Raw genomic sequence first — 17648 nt, 5'->3', positions numbered from 1 at the left:
GAGCGAATGGTAGGGGGCTTGGGTTAGTCTTTAACATTTGAAATTTTAAAGCATGTCAAATGTAAGGACTAACCCCCATGGTTTTTGCGATAGTTCGGCTACATCTCCGACATATAATCTGTAGGTAAGAATGGAGTGGCCGGAATTTTCGCCGCGAAATTCTATTTCGATCCTGCCTTATTTAACTCATTAATCTGGACCCTAAAATAATGGAAAAACTACGGCAAATTTTATCTCAGGGAGATACAGTTATTTTCATTGGTTCAGGCATATCAATGTGGTCGGGCCTCAGTTCGTGGTCCGCCCTAATTGAAGAACTAGCACGTTTTGTTGAATACCAGGGGTTAAAAGCAGATTTGATTCGTTCCGAAGCACAGAAAGGTGACCTCCTGCAAGCCGCGAGCTATGGCTTCGATAAGTTAACACCACAACTTATAAGTGAGTTCATCAAGAAGATATGCTGCTATGGAATTGCCCAACCACATGAGATCCACAGAAAAATTGTCTCCCTGGGACCTCGTTGTTACATTACAACAAACTACGACAACCTGATCGAAGAAAGCCTCAGAAAGTGGCAATCGGATCAGTTTTTCAAACCGCCAATCACAAATCGTCAACTTACATCAATGGCCGAGTTAGTTCACGCTCGTGCGACGAATTTCATATTTAAACCTCATGGCGATGCTGCTGATTGCGAGAGCATCATATTAACGCGAGAGCAATATCGCAAACTTCTTCCCCATGGAGAGTTGCACTTAGCACTCGAATCTTTGAAATTGCTTTTGGCAAGTAGACCGGTGGTCTACCTTGGTTTCGGTCTTCGCGACCCTGACTTCATCTATCTAAAGGATATCTTAGCCAACCTCTACAAAGGTGGAAGCCGTGATCACTATGCAATCATGGCAGATGTCTCCGATCCAGAAATTGACTTCTGGCGGAGGAATTATGGAATTCATCTTGTTGGCTATACAACAATTGAGCGTCCAGACAAAACCAGAGACCACGCCCCACTCTTATCTTTGCTCGATACTTTCCTAACAAAGGTACCGGTACCAGCGATCGCTCCGCGCTTCGACCCATGCAACACCGACACCGTTCTTGCTTTAGCGCGCTACTCAGCAGGTTTAGCACGAAGCCCAAAACTCACTCGTGAGTTCCAACTTCGGGTTCATGCACAAGATAAAAAACGGAGTAGTCATGGCTTTTATTCTGATTTACATAAGTTTGATCACTCACCAGTTGAAATATTTTTGGATGGGATTTCAGAACGCGCACTACTTATCGGCATGCCTGGTGCTGGTAAAACCTACTCTCTCCGTCGAGCCGTAGCAAGGTTGGCAGACAAGCTTGGTGAAGTTTGTCTCGCAGAACAATTTTGTGAAAAGGAAATCGTCGTACCAATATTTGCTGACCTCAAGTTATATCAAGGCGACCTTACTGAGTTAGTAAGTCAGTCGCTGCCAAAGAATTTTCCACTCAATGAAGTATTACGACATTTCAAGGTGAAAATATTTCTTGACTCGTTCAACGAAATGCCAAAGGAGTATTGGGAAAGTGGAAGCTACGAAGCAGATTTTACAAAATTTATAAACGGGATTGGCAATTCATCACTCATAATCGGTTCACGCACTAACGACGGTTTAGACAAGCTTGGGATTCCAGTACATTTCCTTGACCAGATTGACGACAAGGATGTAACAACTGAGCTTGAACGGTTGAATATCAAAATTGAGGGGCGGTTTCAGCGTGAAGTCCATTCGCTTTTGCAACGACCATTTTATTTCCAATATATCGTTAGTGGCGCCATACGTTTACCGAGTGAGGTTCATCCAAAGGATTTCTATCAGTCTTTTTTTAAGGGATTGCAAAAATCTTTTGTAACTCGTTTTAAAGAGCCGTTCGACCTAGAAAAATCGCTTTCTCTAGTCGCTTACGATGCACTAAATCGAGGCGAGGAGGCATTCCCTCTAAGTGAGATGCACAACATTCTCAAGTCGAGTGTGGAAGCATCTTCTATAGTTGATATAGAAGTGCGTGACATTTCGAATTGGCTTGTATCGGCCTCAATACTAATTCCTCATACCGGAGGGCGTGTTGCATTTGTACATCAAACCGTGACCGAGTATTTGGCTGCCAAAGAATTAGCGCGTCTATACCAGCTAAGCCCACATGTGCTAAAGGAAAAACTCAGCCTTACAAGATGGGATCAGGCACTGTTTCTAACCCTTAGCCTTCTTTCAGTAGAACAATCTGAGTTTTTTTTGGAAAATGTAATAAAAGCGGATTTCGCTCTCGCACTAAATGCTGCAAAGTATATCGAGTTAGGTCGTGATAAAGTTTTGGCTAGACTCCTTATGGAAATACCTTCTCGATACGAAAGTTTTAGCACATCGGGAAGGGAGATTGATTCGGCAATAACCTCTGGACTGCCGATTACAGAATTACATGAGCCGCAGATTCGCTCGCTGATTCAATGTGGAAATACACTTGGTGCTGCAGCCGTGAATCGCCTTGTCTCATTAAAAGGAGCAGCTGTAAAGGATGAGTTGCTACAGATGCTTTTTGATTGCCGTAATGATTTCAATTTTTGTTGCAACGGAATTGCCTCTGCCCTGAAGCCTTATGCAACAGACTGTGATGCCAAGAAGATTGCTAATTGGGCAGATCTAATTGAACAGGAAATGGTGCCTGACACTGATGATGATGCAGTAGCAGGATTTACAAGTGGCGCTGCGGATTTTCTGGACGAAATAGATCTTTCCGTCATCCGGTATGAGTTCCTTCCACAGGAAACTTCTAGTGTTATCCCGAAAATTCGAGCTAGAATTCTTTGCAACCTTCTTTACAAAAAAAAGTCAACTGCCTCACTCAATTTTGCCGGTGAATTATTGCTTCGGGGCATATTTGAGGCAGCCTTCCCAATCCATTTAATTTCGACCAGTGTAAAGGCTGACTGCATATTATCTTGGGACTCTTTCAATACTAACCACGTTAGATGCCTTATATCCAATCTGGACAAAACCTACAAAAAATGGACATTGGAGACACTGAAAGACCTTTGCGCTGCGCGGCCTGACCTTGCAACAACTGTTATGCAGGAAGCCGCAAAGAAGACCGGTATTGAAAAAATCATACTATTCCATTGTATTTCTCCCACCGATTTGACTCCAGCGTTTCAAGGTTTGGCCGAGTTTATCGAAATGAGTAATGAGGATCGACTAAAACAATCTGTTGATCTACTCGATGGAATTAACTTTGACTGGTCTGACAAAGAAGATCTTTTCTCCAAACTTATTTTGCTGAGAGACGAACGTTTGATAAAGGCTTTATTAGGCGGATCCGTCCCACCTATGATAGCCAATTTAGGAAAAATAAAAATCGGACCAATCGAACCTTGTCTAGAATGGCTAAAGAGCCTAGCCGTTAATCAGGATTCTGCATGGTTCATTTACCAGATTGGTAGTCTATTTGCTCAATACCTAGACCATTCAGGTCAACATGAGTTTATTGCTGAATTCAATAAGTCAAATTCAGACTACCGGCGACTTTTGCTGAAATACATTCTTCCTTATTTTAAAGAACTCACTATCGACGTCTTCAGTGAGGATGCTATCTCTTTCATGCTTGCCGATCTAAACCAAACAAAAGTGTCTCAATTCACTGGGAATCTTATAGCTCTGACTGCAACTGAGAAATTTATTAACGAGCGACTTTTGTTAATTCTCCCTGATGCAAAAGAGCTGCTTTTAGATAACTTGCATAAAGTCCTCAAAGTGGCTGGCGCCCGTCATGGCAGGCGTTATGTGTTTGAGCGATGAAAGTTAAAAGAGATCGATAGGGTCAGATTCGATTGATCTTTACCTCAAGCCGCCTTGAGCATGAAATCCACATGGATGGCATCGAACGGAAACACGATCTTACCTTCGTCTGTTTTTGACAGAAGCCCAGCGTTAAGCAATGCGGTTACGTCGCCATGCACAGCTTTTACGTCGCGCTCGACGCGCCGCGATGCCTCGCGGATGGACATTGCGCCTGCACCTGTCATTGCGTTCAATAGTTCCCAGCGTTTGCCGGACAACACTTTGAATAGCAGTTCGGGCGATTCAAAGCTGATGCGAGGCGCGGTATGCTTGCCGCTCTTCCATGTCTTGGTGAAATCGCCCAACGTGTCCTTCAATGGTCGTACATCAATCGTTACTATTTTCATCGCGCCACCTCTTCACATCTTCAACAAAATCCGCCACCAGCTTGTCAGCCGAAACAAAGCGGTATTTCACTTCCTTGCCACTCACGTGTTTATGATCGCCCTTGCCTGGTTCGTTGTCATAACGCAGCACACACATTCCGGCAACGACGAATGCCAGACGATATTTGTAGCGATGCTTGCTGCCGGAAAGCGGCTCGGGCACTTCCCACAGCACCATCTCCGCAAAGGCCTGCTCAGCAACAGGAACGCGGCGGTTGAATAATTCGCCGGCTTTCATGTTGGAGACAATAACAACATGATGACGTGTTGTCAATTTGAACAACACATGGGGGGTACTTAACAATAAACTGAATTAAACAGACTCATCTTCGAATTGTTTTTGTACGTACCTCATAGGTTGGCATGATGAAAATTGAAACCGACTCCGAAAAGAAAGCGCGGGGGGCAGTTCTAACATTCAATCAAAATACTGGAATATTAGAACTGACTTCATTGACCTTTTTGACCTTTTTCGTCTCTGCCTACCAACACACTGCAAACCATAGTGCCCGAACTGCTGCATCAAGTGCTGCGTGAATTTACCGCAGCACGTGGACGCGAAGGCGACAAGCTGCAAGAATTTTTGTTGCAGCGCATAGCGCAAATCGAAACCTTATGCACCCTGGTTGCACCACGCATCCCACAGCAATTGCGGCATATGAAGAAAAACTGGCCGCATGCTGTCGGACTTCATTGCAATAACCCAATAAAAGCCGCTAATCATGCGGCTTTATTGTATCTTGCGGTTGCGCACCTCCTGTCTGAAAGCGTACGATTGCCCTACACCAACAAATGTACCGGAAGCATTTTTGCTCCCTATTTACTGGTACACACAATCGATGTGATGTGATGCCGAGCTCTTGCCCGTTTTACGTTGGTTTGAAGTCCACTATCCAACGCAATCGTTCAAATTACTTAACCGTATCGCCTCTGGTTATCGACAAAAATTGGTATTACAAGACGTCATAATATTGTAATAAATGTCGATTACCATTCAAAAATGTTTTATTTTTACAGTCAATAAAGCAAGACTTTCATGCGCAGTCTGGTAACTATAAATGAACCGTAAAGCAGGTAAAGATTTTCGCTCGCAGCATTTTATTAATCGTGAGCTAGGTCAACTTGAGTTTAATCAACGCGTGTTGGCGCAAGCAGAGAATGCCAGCATCCCGATTCTGGAACGTCTGAAATACCTATGTATTGTCAGCAGCAATCTGGATGAGTTTTTTGAAATCCGTGTCGCCGGGTTGAAGGAACAAATTAATCTTAAAAGTGTTGCCGCGGGGCCAGACGGCATGGATGCGCGTCAGACACTCAAGCATGTACGGGAGCAGGTACATCGTCTTATCGAACGACAATATCGCCTACTGAACAGCAGTATTCTGCCTGTACTGGATATGCATGGCATCCGTTTCCTGCGCCGCACTAGCTGGAATGATGTTCAACGCGCCTGGATCAAAAACTTCTTTTTGTCTGAAGTGATGCCGGTACTTACCCCGATCGGTCTCGATCCCTCACACCCTTTTCCTCGTGTACTTAATAAAAGCTTGAATTTCGCTGTCGAGCTGGTCGGCAAAGATGCCTTCGGGCGCAATTCGGCCAAGGCCATTGTGCAGGCGCCACGCGTGTTGCCGCGCACCATCTTGTTGCCGTCTGACATTAGTGGATGTGCGCATGGCTTTGTATTTCTTTCTTCCATTTTGCATGCCCATGTAGGCGAGCTTTTCGGCGGAATGGACGTATTGAGTTGTCACCAGTTCCGTGTTACGCGTAACAGTAATTTGTTTGTAGACGAAGAAGAGGTGAAAAATCTACGTATCAGCTTACAGGGTGAGCTGCCGCAGCGGCACTTCGGCAATGCTGTGCGCCTGGAAGTTACAGACAATTGCTCGCCACAGGTAGCCACGTATTTGTTGCAGCAATTCGAGCTGGGACAAGATGACCTGTATCGCGTAGATGGCCCGGTAAACTTGGTGCGCCTGATGGGTATCCCCGAGCAGGTAGCGCGTGATGACCTGAAATTCCCTGCTTTTACGCCGGGTATGCCCAGTGATTTGCTGAAGAAAGGTGCGGATATGTTTAAAGTCATCCGCAAAAACGATGTCCTGCTGCATCACCCTTTCCAATCGTTCAAACCTGTCATTGATCTTATCCAGCAGGCCGCCGCTGACCCAAGTGTGGTTGCCATCAAACAGACCGTATACCGCACCGGTGTGGATTCAGAATTAATGGAAGCACTCGTCACCGCTGCCAAACATGGTAAAGAAGTAACTGTCGTCGTTGAGCTGCTGGCGCGTTTTGATGAGGAAGCCAACATCAACTGGGCAAGCCGCTTGGAAGAAGTGGGGGCACATGTGGTGTATGGCGTCGTTGGACACAAGACACATGCCAAGATGTTGATGGTGGTACGGCGCGAGGAGGGCAAGCTGCGCCGTTATATACATCTGGGCACCGGTAATTATCATCCGCGCACCGCACGGCTTTATACGGACTTCGGCCTATTCACGAGCAACGAGCAAATGTGTGCAGACGTCAATGAGGTATTTACCCAACTGACCGGTCTGGGCAAAGCGGGCAAATTAAATTATTTGTGGCAATCACCTTTTTCATTACATAGCCAGATTATGCGTGCTATTCAGAATGAAAATAAACTCGCCAAGGCGGGTAAGCGTGCGCACATTATCGCCAAAATGAACGCATTACTTGAACCAGAAATCATCCGGGCGCTGTACGAAGCATCGCAGGCTGGAGTGAAGGTGGACCTTGTTGTACGCGGGGTATGTGCGCTGCGTCCGGGAGTGCCGGGACTATCCGAAAATATCCGTGTGCGCTCGATAATTGGTCGTTTTTTGGAACATACGCGCATATTTTATTTTCGCAATAACCTGGCGCATAACGTGTATCTGAGCAGTGCCGATTGGATGGATCGCAATTTCTTTCGTCGTGTAGAGGTGTGCTTTCCAGTGCTCGACAAGAAGCTGAAAAAACGTGTGATCGATGAAGGGCTGAAAGCGTATACGCAGGATAACCTTCAGGCTTGGGAAATGGATTCAGATGGGCATTATCGAGCGAAGACTCCCGGCCGTTATGTACTGAAATGCGCGCAATCTTCATTATTGTCACAGCTCGCCGAAGCTGCAACACCTGGGACGGTATAAGCGATTTTTTGGTCTAAATGATTATGTCTTTTCGCAGATAACGTTCTTCAATAAGGATTGATGTCAGTCCTGCGCAGATATCGCATCATTGCAACTGGACTGCGGCTTTAATGAATCAAGTTAGCAGTTTTATAAACTGCCGACGGAGTAGTGTTATGGTCATTCATCGTACGATCCCTCATTGGCTACTGGCTTGTATTGCGACTCACTTCGGGCTTTCTCTCGCCTATGGGGTAGAGGAAAGTTGGAACGCCAAGTTTCAGACTACCTACGTCTGGCAGAGCAAGGCGCCATTCAATGCCGCCTACAACGGACGCAACGGCCACTCTTCGGAGCGAGAAAAAATATTCCTTCACTGAAACTGCCTTCCTCGGCATGCGGCCGTGGGCGGGGGGCGAGTTGTATTTCAATCCGGAAATCGTTCAAGACGTCCCTCTCTCCAATCTCACGAGACTGGGCGGATTAACTATTGATCCGGCCAGGATATGTTTGAACTTATCTGTCAGTCAAACCACACAGTGACGGCACTTCCCACTTCAAACTTCACTTGGCCGAATCAATAATAGCGAAATGGCCCGCACATCTGGGCCTAAGCCAAAACTTTACATGGCCAGAGCCTTCTTGCGCCAAAGCTGGGGACTGGGTGAGATACAAGATGCCGTTGATTCTGGTGCCAATCAACTGGCAGGGAAAATTCACCGGCGCCTAATCGCTCTCACTAAAGCCATCAATTTATTTCACGCATGCATGCCCACTAGGTGCGAAGACATAACGAGAACAGAAACGGGCCATTTCGGTAGTACTTCCCCAAAGGTATAGAATTTCCTAACATCATTTAGAAGCATGCGCAGCGGGTGAAAAAACGACTTAAACCCCAGCCCTGCAAAGGGCCGGAGTTTAGGTTACCGCAGGAGGTGTTAGTTGAAGGCGGAGATATGGGATGCCAAAATTAAACAGCTCAATTTTTATTGTTGAGCTGATATTTAACGTTACCAGTCGAGCTGGGCGCGTACCATAAAGATGTCAGGATTTTGTCCGCTGGTGGCGCTAGCTGGCTTAACCTTAGTAAAACCTGTATCAATGGTTTTATTAGTGAAAACATGAGCATAATCAGCCATAAAGCGGACATGGGGATTGAGGTACCAGTTCAAAGCCACGGTTCCGCTCTGTAGAAACCCACCGGCAACGTGCTCAGTATTCATATCCAGAGAGTCAAAGCGAGTTGCAAGCTCCCAAGCACCCGAACCCCCATTTCTGAGATCGAAGTTACGATTCGGTTTTTGACGACCAAATGCCCCCTTCTTAGTATCATAGTTACGCGATTCGCCAGTCAGGAAATAACTTACATATGCATAATAGCCGTCCAAATGATCTTTCGAATTATAATTCTGTCCGCTAAGTTGAGTCCGCATGTATTCACCCTGGAACGAAGCTGGGCCATATACACCGGACACCTCGGCACCTACGCGAGCGAAATTTTCCAGTACCCTTCTGTTTGTTGTTACAGTAATAGGGTCCGTCAACCCTCCAGTATTTGCCCAATTGCTACGATCTACGTTGCTCACCTGACTGGCAAATGACATAGCTGCAACGCCGTTACTAGCATTATTAACAGTACGATAAGAACCTGCTGCACCTAAGTGTAGTAATTCAGTCTTGCTGTTGTAAATTGGCAAGAAGGTGGCGCGACCTGTAACACCATAGCTAGGGTTGCCGCTTTGCCCGTTTCGGTTTGCATTACCATTGCCATTTAAGGAGGTATTGTTGGAATAATTGCCATTGCCAATTGGTTCTGCCTGGAGGGCGCCACGAACGGTATATCGATCACCAAAAGTTTGAGCGCTGATACCCATAAGATAGGGATTAGCGAATTCTACGAAAGCATTGCTAGGTGCAGAACGTTCTATAAAAGTTAGAAAGCGATTGCTGGTTACTGATTCTAAACTAAATGGTTCTTTGAACTGACCAACCGTAAAAGTAATTGGCTTAAGGCCTGTATACTCAACCCAAGCATCAGTTATACCAGCAGCGTTGGTACCGCTACCGCGTACAAAATCGTATTCGAACTTGAAATCGTAATCTTTGTATAACGTACCATCCATATGAATACGACCTCGGCGAAGATCCGCGCCGTCATTCAGTTTTTCGCTTTGCGGAATATGGTTATGGTGTTCGTTTTGATTTAGCTGTCCATCAAGTTGTAAACGTCCGCCTATGGCAATTTTAAAGTCGCCATCCGTAGTTTCAATTTCTAGCCCCTTTTCTCCAAGTTTCGTTTTAACCAAGCCTGTCGAACTCTCTTTTAGAACTTTTATTTCTTTAGTTTTTAAGGCCAAATCTTCACGAATAGCCGCAATCTCTGAATTTCCTAATTTATTCGCTTTATCCGATATTTTTACAGGGGCAGCCTGACTTTTCTCGAAAGCGCCCATGAATTGTCGATCAGGGCCAGGTTCTGCATATATTTGTGCAGTTTTGGTATCCACGTAAAGATCCAGGGCAATAGCGCCAGAGGATGTGCCTACACCTAAAATGGTCGCAACTGCCAATGTAGTTCTAGAAACTTTCATATTTTGCCTTGGTTGTTAAAAACAATTTGAGCAAGAATATGCTACGAATATGTCAATTTAATGACAGTCGTATTAAATTTTAATGACAAATAATCAAGTCAATGAGTGTTAAAAAAATGGGAGCCAAAGCTCCCCCCCTGATCCCCTATCCACTTGAGTTTGACAGTCTGCCGCTCTGTACACCCATTGCGCCATAATTGACCTCAACAATGGCAACGACCTTGTTTGGAAGAAAGCTGAATTCTCATCCCACAACACGACGATGGCATTCTTACCGTCGCGCCACGCATCGGACTTTTTGATCTCAGTAACCCGTTCCTGTACGGACGCATCGCCCATCTGGACCAGGGTGGGGTTCGGCTCGTAAGCGCATAAGGCGCCACTATTGCCCGTGCCATGCATGTCATGACACTGATTCGGAGCGATAAATGAGAAGTTCGGCATTTTGCCGGCACGCAAATCAGCATATAAGTAAATTCGCTTGAATTGAAAGAATGAGCGAAGGTATGCGGCGTGATTTCTATGCAGTGTCTTATCACTTTGCATGATGATCCCTCTCGCAGTCTTACGTGAATTGCTCCCATGCGATGTAAGGCAGAAAAATAATGGATCTATGAATTGTTTTCTAACACAAGATCAACGCACAATGATGGCCGATTGAGCTTCCTTCTTTGCTGTCCGCCACTCGGACATCGCCTCATCCGTAAACCAGATCGTGGTATCGCCACGTCACCGTAAAACATCACTGGCGGATGATCACCAATGATATATGTGAGGGTCATGAGACGGATGTAATACCACAGGAAGCCGCAAGCAGAGTATAAATACCGTTACTTAGTATGTAACAAAATTGTCACAGAACGCGAGTAGTATCACCACTAACTTCTCCTCAATAAGGATCTCATTCATGATCTCCACTGAACATACTTCTAAGCAATTTGATGCCGAGCTGGAAGCCGTGCGTGCGCAAGTATTACAGATGGGTGGACTGGTGGAAAGTCAAATCCGGCTAGCTATTGAGGCACTTATAAATGACGATGTTCCGCTGATGGATCGAGTTATTAATGATGATCATCGCGTCAATGGAATGGAAGTGCAAATCGACGAAAACTGCAATCAAATTATTGTTCTGCGACAGCCTGCTGCGGGTGACTTGCGGATGGTAATGACGGTGGTCAAGACGATCACTGATCTTGAACGCATTGGTGATGAGGCGGCGAAAATAGCACGCATGGGCAAGCTGCTGTCACAGAGGAAAAGTATTATTTTACCGCGTTATACAGAGATTAAAAAAATCGCAGAACTAGCTCTGGACATGATACACAAATCGCTGGATGCCTTTGCTCGTCTTGATCTTGCCTATACTGCCCAAGTGGTGCGCCAGGATGAGTTGGTGGATGAGGAATTCCGCACCATCATGCGCTACCTCATCAGCTACATGATGGAAGATCCACGCACCATCTCCACTGCATTGGAAATTCTGTTCGTCGCCAAGGCCATTGAGCGCATTGGTGATCATGCCAAGAACATGTCCGAATATGTGGTTTATATGGTCAAGGGCAAGGACGTGCGCCATGTCACCGTGGAAGAAATTGAGCGCGAAGTTTTAGAGTAGCTTGCCAACACCGACGCGTAGCATTTAACTCCATGAAAAATACCAAGCCATCACATCCATTTCAAACGAATAGCAAAGCGAAGAAAAAGGAATATGCCGCCTTAGCGGCGAAAATCGTATCTATCCGCAAGAGTTTGATCAACCTGGAAACAAGCAGCCTGATAGCAATCTCAGGGGTTGTTCATGAGCAACAAGAAAGCGCACGCAACCTGTTGCATTACATCGCATTACGCCGACATGATTTACGTCCCCTGCAATCCCGTTTATCGCAACTGGGCTTGTCCTCGTTTGGACGATCCGAAGCTCATGTGCTGGCGAGCATTGATGCAGTGCTTGCAATGCTCGACCGGCTTTGTGGGGTGGAGCGCGCAGGACTGGGAGTAGATACCACACCGAGTTTCATGAGTGGTCCAGGTTTGTTGCGCCACCATACTGAAGTGCTTCTGGGTCCGGGATCGTTAGAGCGTCAGGTCAGAATCATGGTCACGATGCCCAGCGAGGCAGCTAGCAATTACAGCTTAATTCGTGACTTGTTAGCTCATGGCATGGATTGCATGCGCATCAACTGTGCCCATGATGATAAGGATGCCTGGCAAAACATGATTCAGCACTTGCGGCAGGCTGAGCGTGAAGTGGGACGTACCTGCAGAATTCTCATGGATTTAGCGGGACCTAAATTGCGAACCGGGCCAGTTGAACCCGGCCCTGCTGTAGTGCGTATCCGTCCAAAACGAGATGCATATGGCAGAATGATTGCGCCAGCCAAGATCTGGCTGTTTGACGAAACATCCACTCTTGTGCCGCCCGTGACAGCGGATGCGAGTTTACCTGTTTGTCCCAACTGGCTAAAGCGTCTATCCCCCGGGGATAGCATTGACTTTGTAGATGCAGCCGGCCGTAGCCGTCATCTGAAAGTAATTAAAATTAATAAGCGTGCAGTATGGGCGCAGTCGGTGAATTCGGCCTTTGTTGTGCCGGGCACAATACTGCAACATCTCCCTATAAAACATAAGTCATCGTCACGCATGCATGAAACCAAGGTGGGCAATATTCCTCAACTAGATGGATACATCTTGCTCCAGTGCGATGACATATTACTTCTTACCCCGACTTTACAACTTGGTGCCCCTGCAAAACTTGATAAAGCAGGCCGAGTGCGCTATCCGGCAACAATAGGATACACCCTCACAGAGGTAATCCAGGATGCAAGAGTGGGAGACGCAATCTGGTTTGATGATGGCAAGATAGGCGGTGTGGTTGAGAAAAATGACGCCGAAGGTTTGCATATACGCATTTCGCATGCAAAACCTGGTGGCGTCAAACTGCGCGGAGACAAAGGGATCAATTTGCCAGATAGTCAGTTGCACTTGCCCGCCCTGACTGAACGGGATCGCGCAGACTTACATTTTGTGATTGAGCATGCTGATCTCGTTGCCATGTCCTTTACTATTGATCCGGCACAAATTATTCATGAAGCCGCGTAGGCGACTTTTGGGTCGCGGAAATAACGGCGCACGCGTTCGGGGTTTTGCTTAAGCATGGTCATGTGATCAGTCGCAGCAGCTCTGAGTTTTGCCTTGGTGCGCACTGGCACCTTTGAAGTGATGACGTGCTTGAGATCTGCATTCAGTCTTTCTTCGGGGTTGAGTTCAGGGCTGTAGCTGGGCAAGTAGAACAACTCGATTTTCTGTGCGTTCTCGGCAGCCCAAGCCTTTACAGGTTTGCTGTGATGAACTCTCAAGTTGTCCAGTATCAGAAACACCTTGCGGTCTGTATCCTTGATGAGCGCCTCCAGAAATTCAATGAGCTTGTCGGAGTTAAATGCCTCATCAATAATCATCCAGCGCGTTTTACCCTGATTGGTTACCGTCGCAATCATCGATAGCTTGTGGCGCGTGCCGCCTACTGCGAACGTCACAGGTGTCTTGCCCACCGGCGCATAGCTCCTGCCTCTGACATCCGTGTTGACTAGCGCCGTCTCGTCGCCCCAGTGAATTTCCGCACCTTCTGTTTTTGCTCTGGCTTCAATGGCCGGATATTGTTCATCAAGCCAAGCCTGGACGGCTTCAGGCCGCTGCTCGTATGCTTTTTTAATGGGTTTTTGTGGTGTAAAACCCCAACGTGCCAAGTAGTTGCCTACTGCCCGAATAGACAGCTTGATACTGTGCGCCAGCTCAATGTGCTGGCGCACAGCGGGCCTGCTCCATAGCGCAAAATCCATCTTGAGTTGTTCGGGGCGTCTGTCGCAGATGGTTTGTTGAATCGCCAGCTCTTGGCTAATCGTCAAGCGACGTCCACTGCCAGGTTTTTTACCCCGAACGCCGGGCTTGAGTGCCCCCGAACCTTCAGCCTTATACAACCGCAGCGCCGTATTGACTGCCGTCCAGCTCAGTCCCGTCTGCACCACGATCTCCATCACCGCCACACCTTTGCGGTGCATACGAATGACTTGCTTGCGTCGTTCATGCAGTACTTCTCGCGACTGCTTGCGGGCATCTTCTTTTTCCATATTTCATAGACATCGAAAACCAAGAAAAATTCATTTATAAATCGTGCCGGGTCTATAGTTCTGCGCAAGATGTCGTCGACCTGATTAAAGAGATCGACCGTATCGACAAACGCCATCCGGGCATCATACTCAAGATTGAAACACGGCGTGGATTTGAGAATCTGCCTGACATATTACTGGAAGCCATGCGCTCACCCGCTACCTTCGGAGTAATGATCGCGCGTGGTGATTTGGCGGTGGAATGCAGTTATCAAAGACTGGCCGAGGTACAAGAAGAAATTCTCTGGATATGCGAAGCAGCACATGTACCGGTGATTTGGGCGACTCAAGTGCTGGAAAATTTAGCCAAGAATGGAATTCCCTCACGCGCTGAAATCTCAGACGCCGCTTTAGGAAATCAAGCTGAATGCGTGATGTTAAATAAAGGCGAACATATATTGCAGGCGGTTGAAACACTAAACGGGATTCTGTGCCGCATGCAAAGTCATCAAAATAAAAAAAGTTCAATGATGCGCAAGTTGAAGCTGGCCCAGTTCTTTCATTTACATTCCTAATTTTGTAGAGCAATACCACGCACTGAATAAACTACTATGATATTCAAAGTTCTCAGACTGACCCCGATATCAGTCCAAGCAGGCTAATATCATCAAATGGATGATTATTGCATTACCCTAACACGATCAATTCGCATTTGATCTGTTGGGTGGCAATAAGTCACTCTTCGTGTTTCTGACCTTACATACCGCATATTCACCCGCTTTCCACCAGCCATCTATCTACAAACCCCGCAGGCGATATTTCAGTGCTATGACAGTTTGATGAGATCTTGAATGTTAGCCAAACTCGCTCGTAACAACATTATTGTTCCAAATAAAAAATAATTAATACAGGTGTAATATTTTGCGCGCTTAATGCCATAAAACCATTCCTTATAAATATTTGGACAAAATAACATGGCTATTATGAATCCCACATCTCACAGCTGCGAAACTCCCTATCAAGCACCGCAATTGATAAGTACCCCAACGGCCTGCTTTCGGGGCGTACGCATAGCGTTCCATATAATTTATGGCATGCTGCTTGCGGGTGCTATCCCGTTACTGAACAAATCAACTCAACAGCACATCGTACAATATTGGTCACGCAAGTTTTTGGATGTACTACACGTTGGTTTGGAAACTTATGGTTGTTACCATCACGTAACTGCGCAGGGCCGACTGATTGTTGCCAACCATATCTCCTGGCTGGATGCTGTTTCCCTGAATGCTGTGCTTCCGGCATATTTTGTCGCCAAATCTGAAATCGGCGATTGGCCATTTTTGGGCTGGATATTTCATCGTATTAACACCCTGTTTATTAAGCGTGACATCCGACAGGAAACAGCGCGCATTAACTGCCAAATTAAAGGAATACTGGAACAGGGAGATTGCATCGCCGTGTTCCCGGAAGGTACTACCTCCGATGGCACTCAACTGGGTCATTTTCATTCTTCACTGCTGCAAGGATCTGTTGATATTGGATCCACTATTTGTCCGGTTGCTATCCGCTATCATGATGGGACTGGTAAGACGAATGGCGATGCGGCTTTTGTGGACGATATGACATTTATCGAGTCACTATGGAAAATTCTGTGTAGCCCCTCCCTGCATGTCACGCTGGTTTATTTACCGGCAATCCCATGCACAGGAAAAAATCGCCGTATGCTGGCCTCCGAGGCACGTGAAGCAATCCATACGACCCTGGTCAATCTTTCATCTGGCCATACCAGTCATACAATAGAATAACGTCACAATCTCCTCCGCAATCTTGCATTTCTGTAGTTGACCCCTTTGTTGTTACTAACACGAGCTTTAATCCAACAATTGCGTACGCAAATGACGCGCACATTTCATCAATCCTTAATCTGCCTGTAATACCTCTGCAACAGGCCATCGTTAGATTTGTCTTTACCCCACGCATGGAGACAACGATGTTAAATCTGAACCAAAAACACCACCTGCCGCATAACGGACTTACCCTCAGTATGGCTAGAAGCGACTCAGAAATTGAGGAAGCGCAACGTCTGCGGTATAAAGTATTTGCTGAAGAAATGGGTGCCTTTCTGCCTAGCCCACATGAAGGAATTGACAGCGACATTTTCGATCGCTATTGCGAACATTTACTCGTACGCGATAACAGCACCAACAAGGTGATCGGTACCTATCGGATATTGCCCCCCGACCGCGCTCGAACCATTTGCGGCTACTACGCGGAAACCGAGTTTGATCTAACGCGCTTGGCTCACCTGCGCGACCGCATGGTGGAAGTTGGCCGTTCCTGCGTACATTCAAATTACCGCGATGGCGTGACCATCGCGCGACTATGGAGCGGTCTCGCTGACTATATGCATATGAACAACCATGAATACCTGATTGGTTGCGCCAGCATCAGCATGAACGATGGCGGACATTGCGCTGCCAGCATTTTTAAAAAATTGAACAAATTGTATGCAGCGCCCGCTGAATATCGCGTGTTTCCTCGCTGTCCGTTGCCGCTCGAGGCATTAGACAGTACGCTTGACGTCAACATCCCTCCGTTAATTAAAGGCTATTTACGCTTGGGCGCTTACATTGGCGGTGAACCGGCCTGGGATCCAGATTTCAACACTGCCGACCTATTCATATTGTTGCCCATGTCCAGGCTAAACGAAAAATATGCCAAGCATTTCCTCCGTAAATAGGTGATATATATAATTTCTACAGATCCGTTTGCGGCACATCTGGACAGATGTAAACATAAGCGGCATCCTGGAAGCATTCATTAAATACTTTAACCTGACGGGATTCGTCGCCATTTATAGAAGTGCCCGATCTAGTTCCGAGGGGCCTGAGTGCTTGTAATAAAATCAGGGTATGGAATACAGGGTATAGAATGGGTGTTTTATTATCGGAGGGCGGAGCTTTGGATTTTATTTTATGGCGGCATGCAGATGCCGAGGACGGCGTGCCGGACGATGCTCGTAAACTTACAGTAAAAGGTGAAAAACAGGCTCAGCAGGTGGGGCAATGGCTCAAATCCCATCTTCCCCAGAGTGCGCGCATCCTCGTCAGCCCGGCAAAACGAGCTCATCAGACGGCAAATGCCTTGGGCCTGGAATTCGAAATCACAAAACAAGTCGGCACAGGAGCATCCGTTAAATCAGTAATAGAGGCAGCGGGCTGGCCGGATGCCAAGGGTGCAGTGGTTGTGGTGGGCCATCAGCCTACCTTGGGACGCCTAGCTGCTGCGCTACTGTCGGGCGTCGAGGCCGAGTGGAGCGTCAAGAAGAGTGAAGTGTGGTGGTTTAGTAACCGCTCTCACGATGATGAAACCCAAACCATATTGCGCGCGGTGATGTCGCCAGAGTTTCTTTAAGTCATTAAGACAATACCGCTTCTAAATGTCCTCGTTACTTTTCATTATTAAAAATAAAAAACGGTCGCTCCAGGTGTCGAATAAAATCAAATTTTAGGATGGACTAAAATCACCTAACCCATACACTTCTTGTCATATTGCACATGGACTCCGTGAA

The 17648-nt window shown here is 46.6% G+C and carries 15 protein-coding genes; 10 read left to right on the top strand and 5 right to left on the bottom strand.

The window, feature by feature from the left end; all coding sequences use genetic code 11:
* Positions 1-209 precede the first annotated feature (209 nt).
* Positions 210-3818, top strand: a complete 3609-nt coding sequence (locus MKZ32_RS00275; RefSeq protein ID WP_239795420.1) for an SIR2 family NAD-dependent protein deacylase — start codon at positions 210-212, stop codon at positions 3816-3818.
* Between the two features lie 44 nt (positions 3819-3862).
* Here the strand turns inward: MKZ32_RS00275 and MKZ32_RS00270 are convergent, their stop codons facing one another.
* Both MKZ32_RS00270 and MKZ32_RS00265 read right to left on the bottom strand, forming a co-directional pair.
* A complete protein-coding gene (locus tag MKZ32_RS00270) occupies positions 3863-4207 on the bottom strand; it encodes an HVO_A0114 family putative DNA-binding protein (RefSeq protein WP_239795419.1) in 345 nt (114 codons plus the stop codon).
* Positions 4188-4484: a toxin-antitoxin system TumE family protein gene (locus MKZ32_RS00265; protein ID WP_239795418.1), complete on the bottom strand. Its 297-nt coding sequence runs from the start codon at positions 4482-4484 to the stop codon at positions 4188-4190. Before MKZ32_RS00265 ends, MKZ32_RS00270 begins: the two co-directional genes overlap by 20 nt.
* Before the next feature lie 267 nt (positions 4485-4751).
* Here MKZ32_RS00265 and MKZ32_RS00260 point away from each other — a divergent pair, with 267 nt between their 5' ends.
* From MKZ32_RS00260 to MKZ32_RS00250, 3 genes are all read left to right on the top strand, one after another.
* On the top strand, positions 4752-5096 hold the full coding sequence (locus tag MKZ32_RS00260) for a hypothetical protein (protein WP_239795417.1): 345 nt from the start codon (positions 4752-4754) through the stop codon (positions 5094-5096).
* A gap of 208 nt (positions 5097-5304) precedes the next feature.
* Positions 5305-7404, top strand: a complete 2100-nt coding sequence (ppk1, locus tag MKZ32_RS00255) for a polyphosphate kinase 1 (protein ID WP_239795416.1) — start codon at positions 5305-5307, stop codon at positions 7402-7404.
* A gap of 155 nt (positions 7405-7559) precedes the next feature.
* The gene (locus MKZ32_RS00250; protein ID WP_239795415.1) at positions 7560-7763 is read left to right on the top strand and encodes a hypothetical protein; all 204 of its coding nucleotides are present in this window, start codon (positions 7560-7562) and stop codon (positions 7761-7763) included.
* Between the two features lie 630 nt (positions 7764-8393).
* Here MKZ32_RS00250 and MKZ32_RS00245 read toward each other — a convergent pair.
* On the bottom strand, positions 8394-9974 hold the full coding sequence (locus MKZ32_RS00245) for an OprO/OprP family phosphate-selective porin (RefSeq protein WP_239795414.1): 1581 nt from the start codon (positions 9972-9974) through the stop codon (positions 8394-8396).
* Between the two features lie 108 nt (positions 9975-10082).
* On the bottom strand, positions 10083-10520 hold the full coding sequence (locus tag MKZ32_RS00240) for an alkaline phosphatase family protein (RefSeq protein WP_239795413.1): 438 nt from the start codon (positions 10518-10520) through the stop codon (positions 10083-10085).
* Positions 10521-10881: 361 nt separating this feature from the next.
* Here MKZ32_RS00240 and phoU point away from each other — a divergent pair, with 361 nt between their 5' ends.
* Both phoU and MKZ32_RS00230 read left to right on the top strand, forming a co-directional pair.
* Complete coding sequence (gene phoU / locus MKZ32_RS00235; protein WP_239795412.1) at positions 10882-11589, top strand: phosphate signaling complex protein PhoU; 708 nt, start codon at positions 10882-10884, stop codon at positions 11587-11589.
* A gap of 32 nt (positions 11590-11621) precedes the next feature.
* Complete coding sequence (locus MKZ32_RS00230; RefSeq protein WP_239795411.1) at positions 11622-13073, top strand: pyruvate kinase; 1452 nt, start codon at positions 11622-11624, stop codon at positions 13071-13073.
* Here the strand turns inward: MKZ32_RS00230 and MKZ32_RS00225 are convergent.
* Complete coding sequence (locus MKZ32_RS00225; protein WP_239795410.1) at positions 13058-14098, bottom strand: IS630 family transposase; 1041 nt, start codon at positions 14096-14098, stop codon at positions 13058-13060. The two genes, MKZ32_RS00230 and MKZ32_RS00225, sit on opposite strands and share 16 nt — an antisense overlap.
* Before the next feature lie 5 nt (positions 14099-14103).
* Between MKZ32_RS00225 and MKZ32_RS00220 the strand changes: the two genes are divergently transcribed.
* The 4 genes from MKZ32_RS00220 (at position 14104) to sixA (ending at position 17491) form a co-directional block, all read left to right on the top strand.
* Entirely contained in the window at positions 14104-14652 is a 549-nt protein-coding gene (locus MKZ32_RS00220; RefSeq protein WP_320412279.1) for a pyruvate kinase, read from the top strand.
* A gap of 399 nt (positions 14653-15051) precedes the next feature.
* Positions 15052-15882, top strand: coding sequence for a lysophospholipid acyltransferase family protein (locus MKZ32_RS00215; protein WP_239795409.1), 831 nt, complete (start codon positions 15052-15054; stop codon positions 15880-15882).
* 185 nt (positions 15883-16067) lie between these two features.
* Entirely contained in the window at positions 16068-16817 is a 750-nt protein-coding gene (locus tag MKZ32_RS00210; RefSeq protein ID WP_239795408.1) for a GNAT family N-acetyltransferase, read from the top strand.
* Positions 16818-17038: 221 nt separating this feature from the next.
* On the top strand, positions 17039-17491 hold the full coding sequence (gene sixA, locus MKZ32_RS00205; RefSeq protein WP_239798061.1) for a phosphohistidine phosphatase SixA: 453 nt from the start codon (positions 17039-17041) through the stop codon (positions 17489-17491).
* Positions 17492-17648: the final 157 nt, after the last annotated feature.

Origin of the sequence: Candidatus Nitrotoga arctica (assembly GCF_918378365.1) — a bacterium.
Lineage (GTDB): Bacteria > Pseudomonadota > Gammaproteobacteria > Burkholderiales > Gallionellaceae > Nitrotoga > Nitrotoga arctica.
Note: the sequence above shows the minus strand (reverse complement) of the source record. Positions and strands in the feature narration are given on the sequence as shown.

What these genes read in the sequence shown, in the direction of transcription:
- MKZ32_RS00230 (WP_239795411.1), top strand. Translation starts at nt 11,622, where the DNA reads ATGAAAAATACCAAGCCATCACATCCATTTCAAACGAATAGCAAAGCG.
- MKZ32_RS00265 (WP_239795418.1), bottom strand. Translation starts at nt 4,484, where the DNA reads ATGAAAGCCGGCGAATTATTCAACCGCCGCGTTCCTGTTGCTGAGCAG.
- phoU (WP_239795412.1), top strand. Translation starts at nt 10,882, where the DNA reads ATGATCTCCACTGAACATACTTCTAAGCAATTTGATGCCGAGCTGGAA.
- ppk1 (WP_239795416.1), top strand. Translation starts at nt 5,305, where the DNA reads ATGAACCGTAAAGCAGGTAAAGATTTTCGCTCGCAGCATTTTATTAAT.
- MKZ32_RS00225 (WP_239795410.1), bottom strand. Translation starts at nt 14,098, where the DNA reads ATGGAAAAAGAAGATGCCCGCAAGCAGTCGCGAGAAGTACTGCATGAA.
- MKZ32_RS00210 (WP_239795408.1), top strand. Translation starts at nt 16,068, where the DNA reads ATGTTAAATCTGAACCAAAAACACCACCTGCCGCATAACGGACTTACC.
- MKZ32_RS00245 (WP_239795414.1), bottom strand. Translation starts at nt 9,974, where the DNA reads ATGAAAGTTTCTAGAACTACATTGGCAGTTGCGACCATTTTAGGTGTA.
- MKZ32_RS00275 (WP_239795420.1), top strand. Translation starts at nt 210, where the DNA reads ATGGAAAAACTACGGCAAATTTTATCTCAGGGAGATACAGTTATTTTC.
- MKZ32_RS00215 (WP_239795409.1), top strand. Translation starts at nt 15,052, where the DNA reads ATGGCTATTATGAATCCCACATCTCACAGCTGCGAAACTCCCTATCAA.
- MKZ32_RS00250 (WP_239795415.1), top strand. Translation starts at nt 7,560, where the DNA reads ATGGTCATTCATCGTACGATCCCTCATTGGCTACTGGCTTGTATTGCG.
- MKZ32_RS00270 (WP_239795419.1), bottom strand. Translation starts at nt 4,207, where the DNA reads ATGAAAATAGTAACGATTGATGTACGACCATTGAAGGACACGTTGGGC.
- MKZ32_RS00240 (WP_239795413.1), bottom strand. Translation starts at nt 10,520, where the DNA reads ATGCAAAGTGATAAGACACTGCATAGAAATCACGCCGCATACCTTCGC.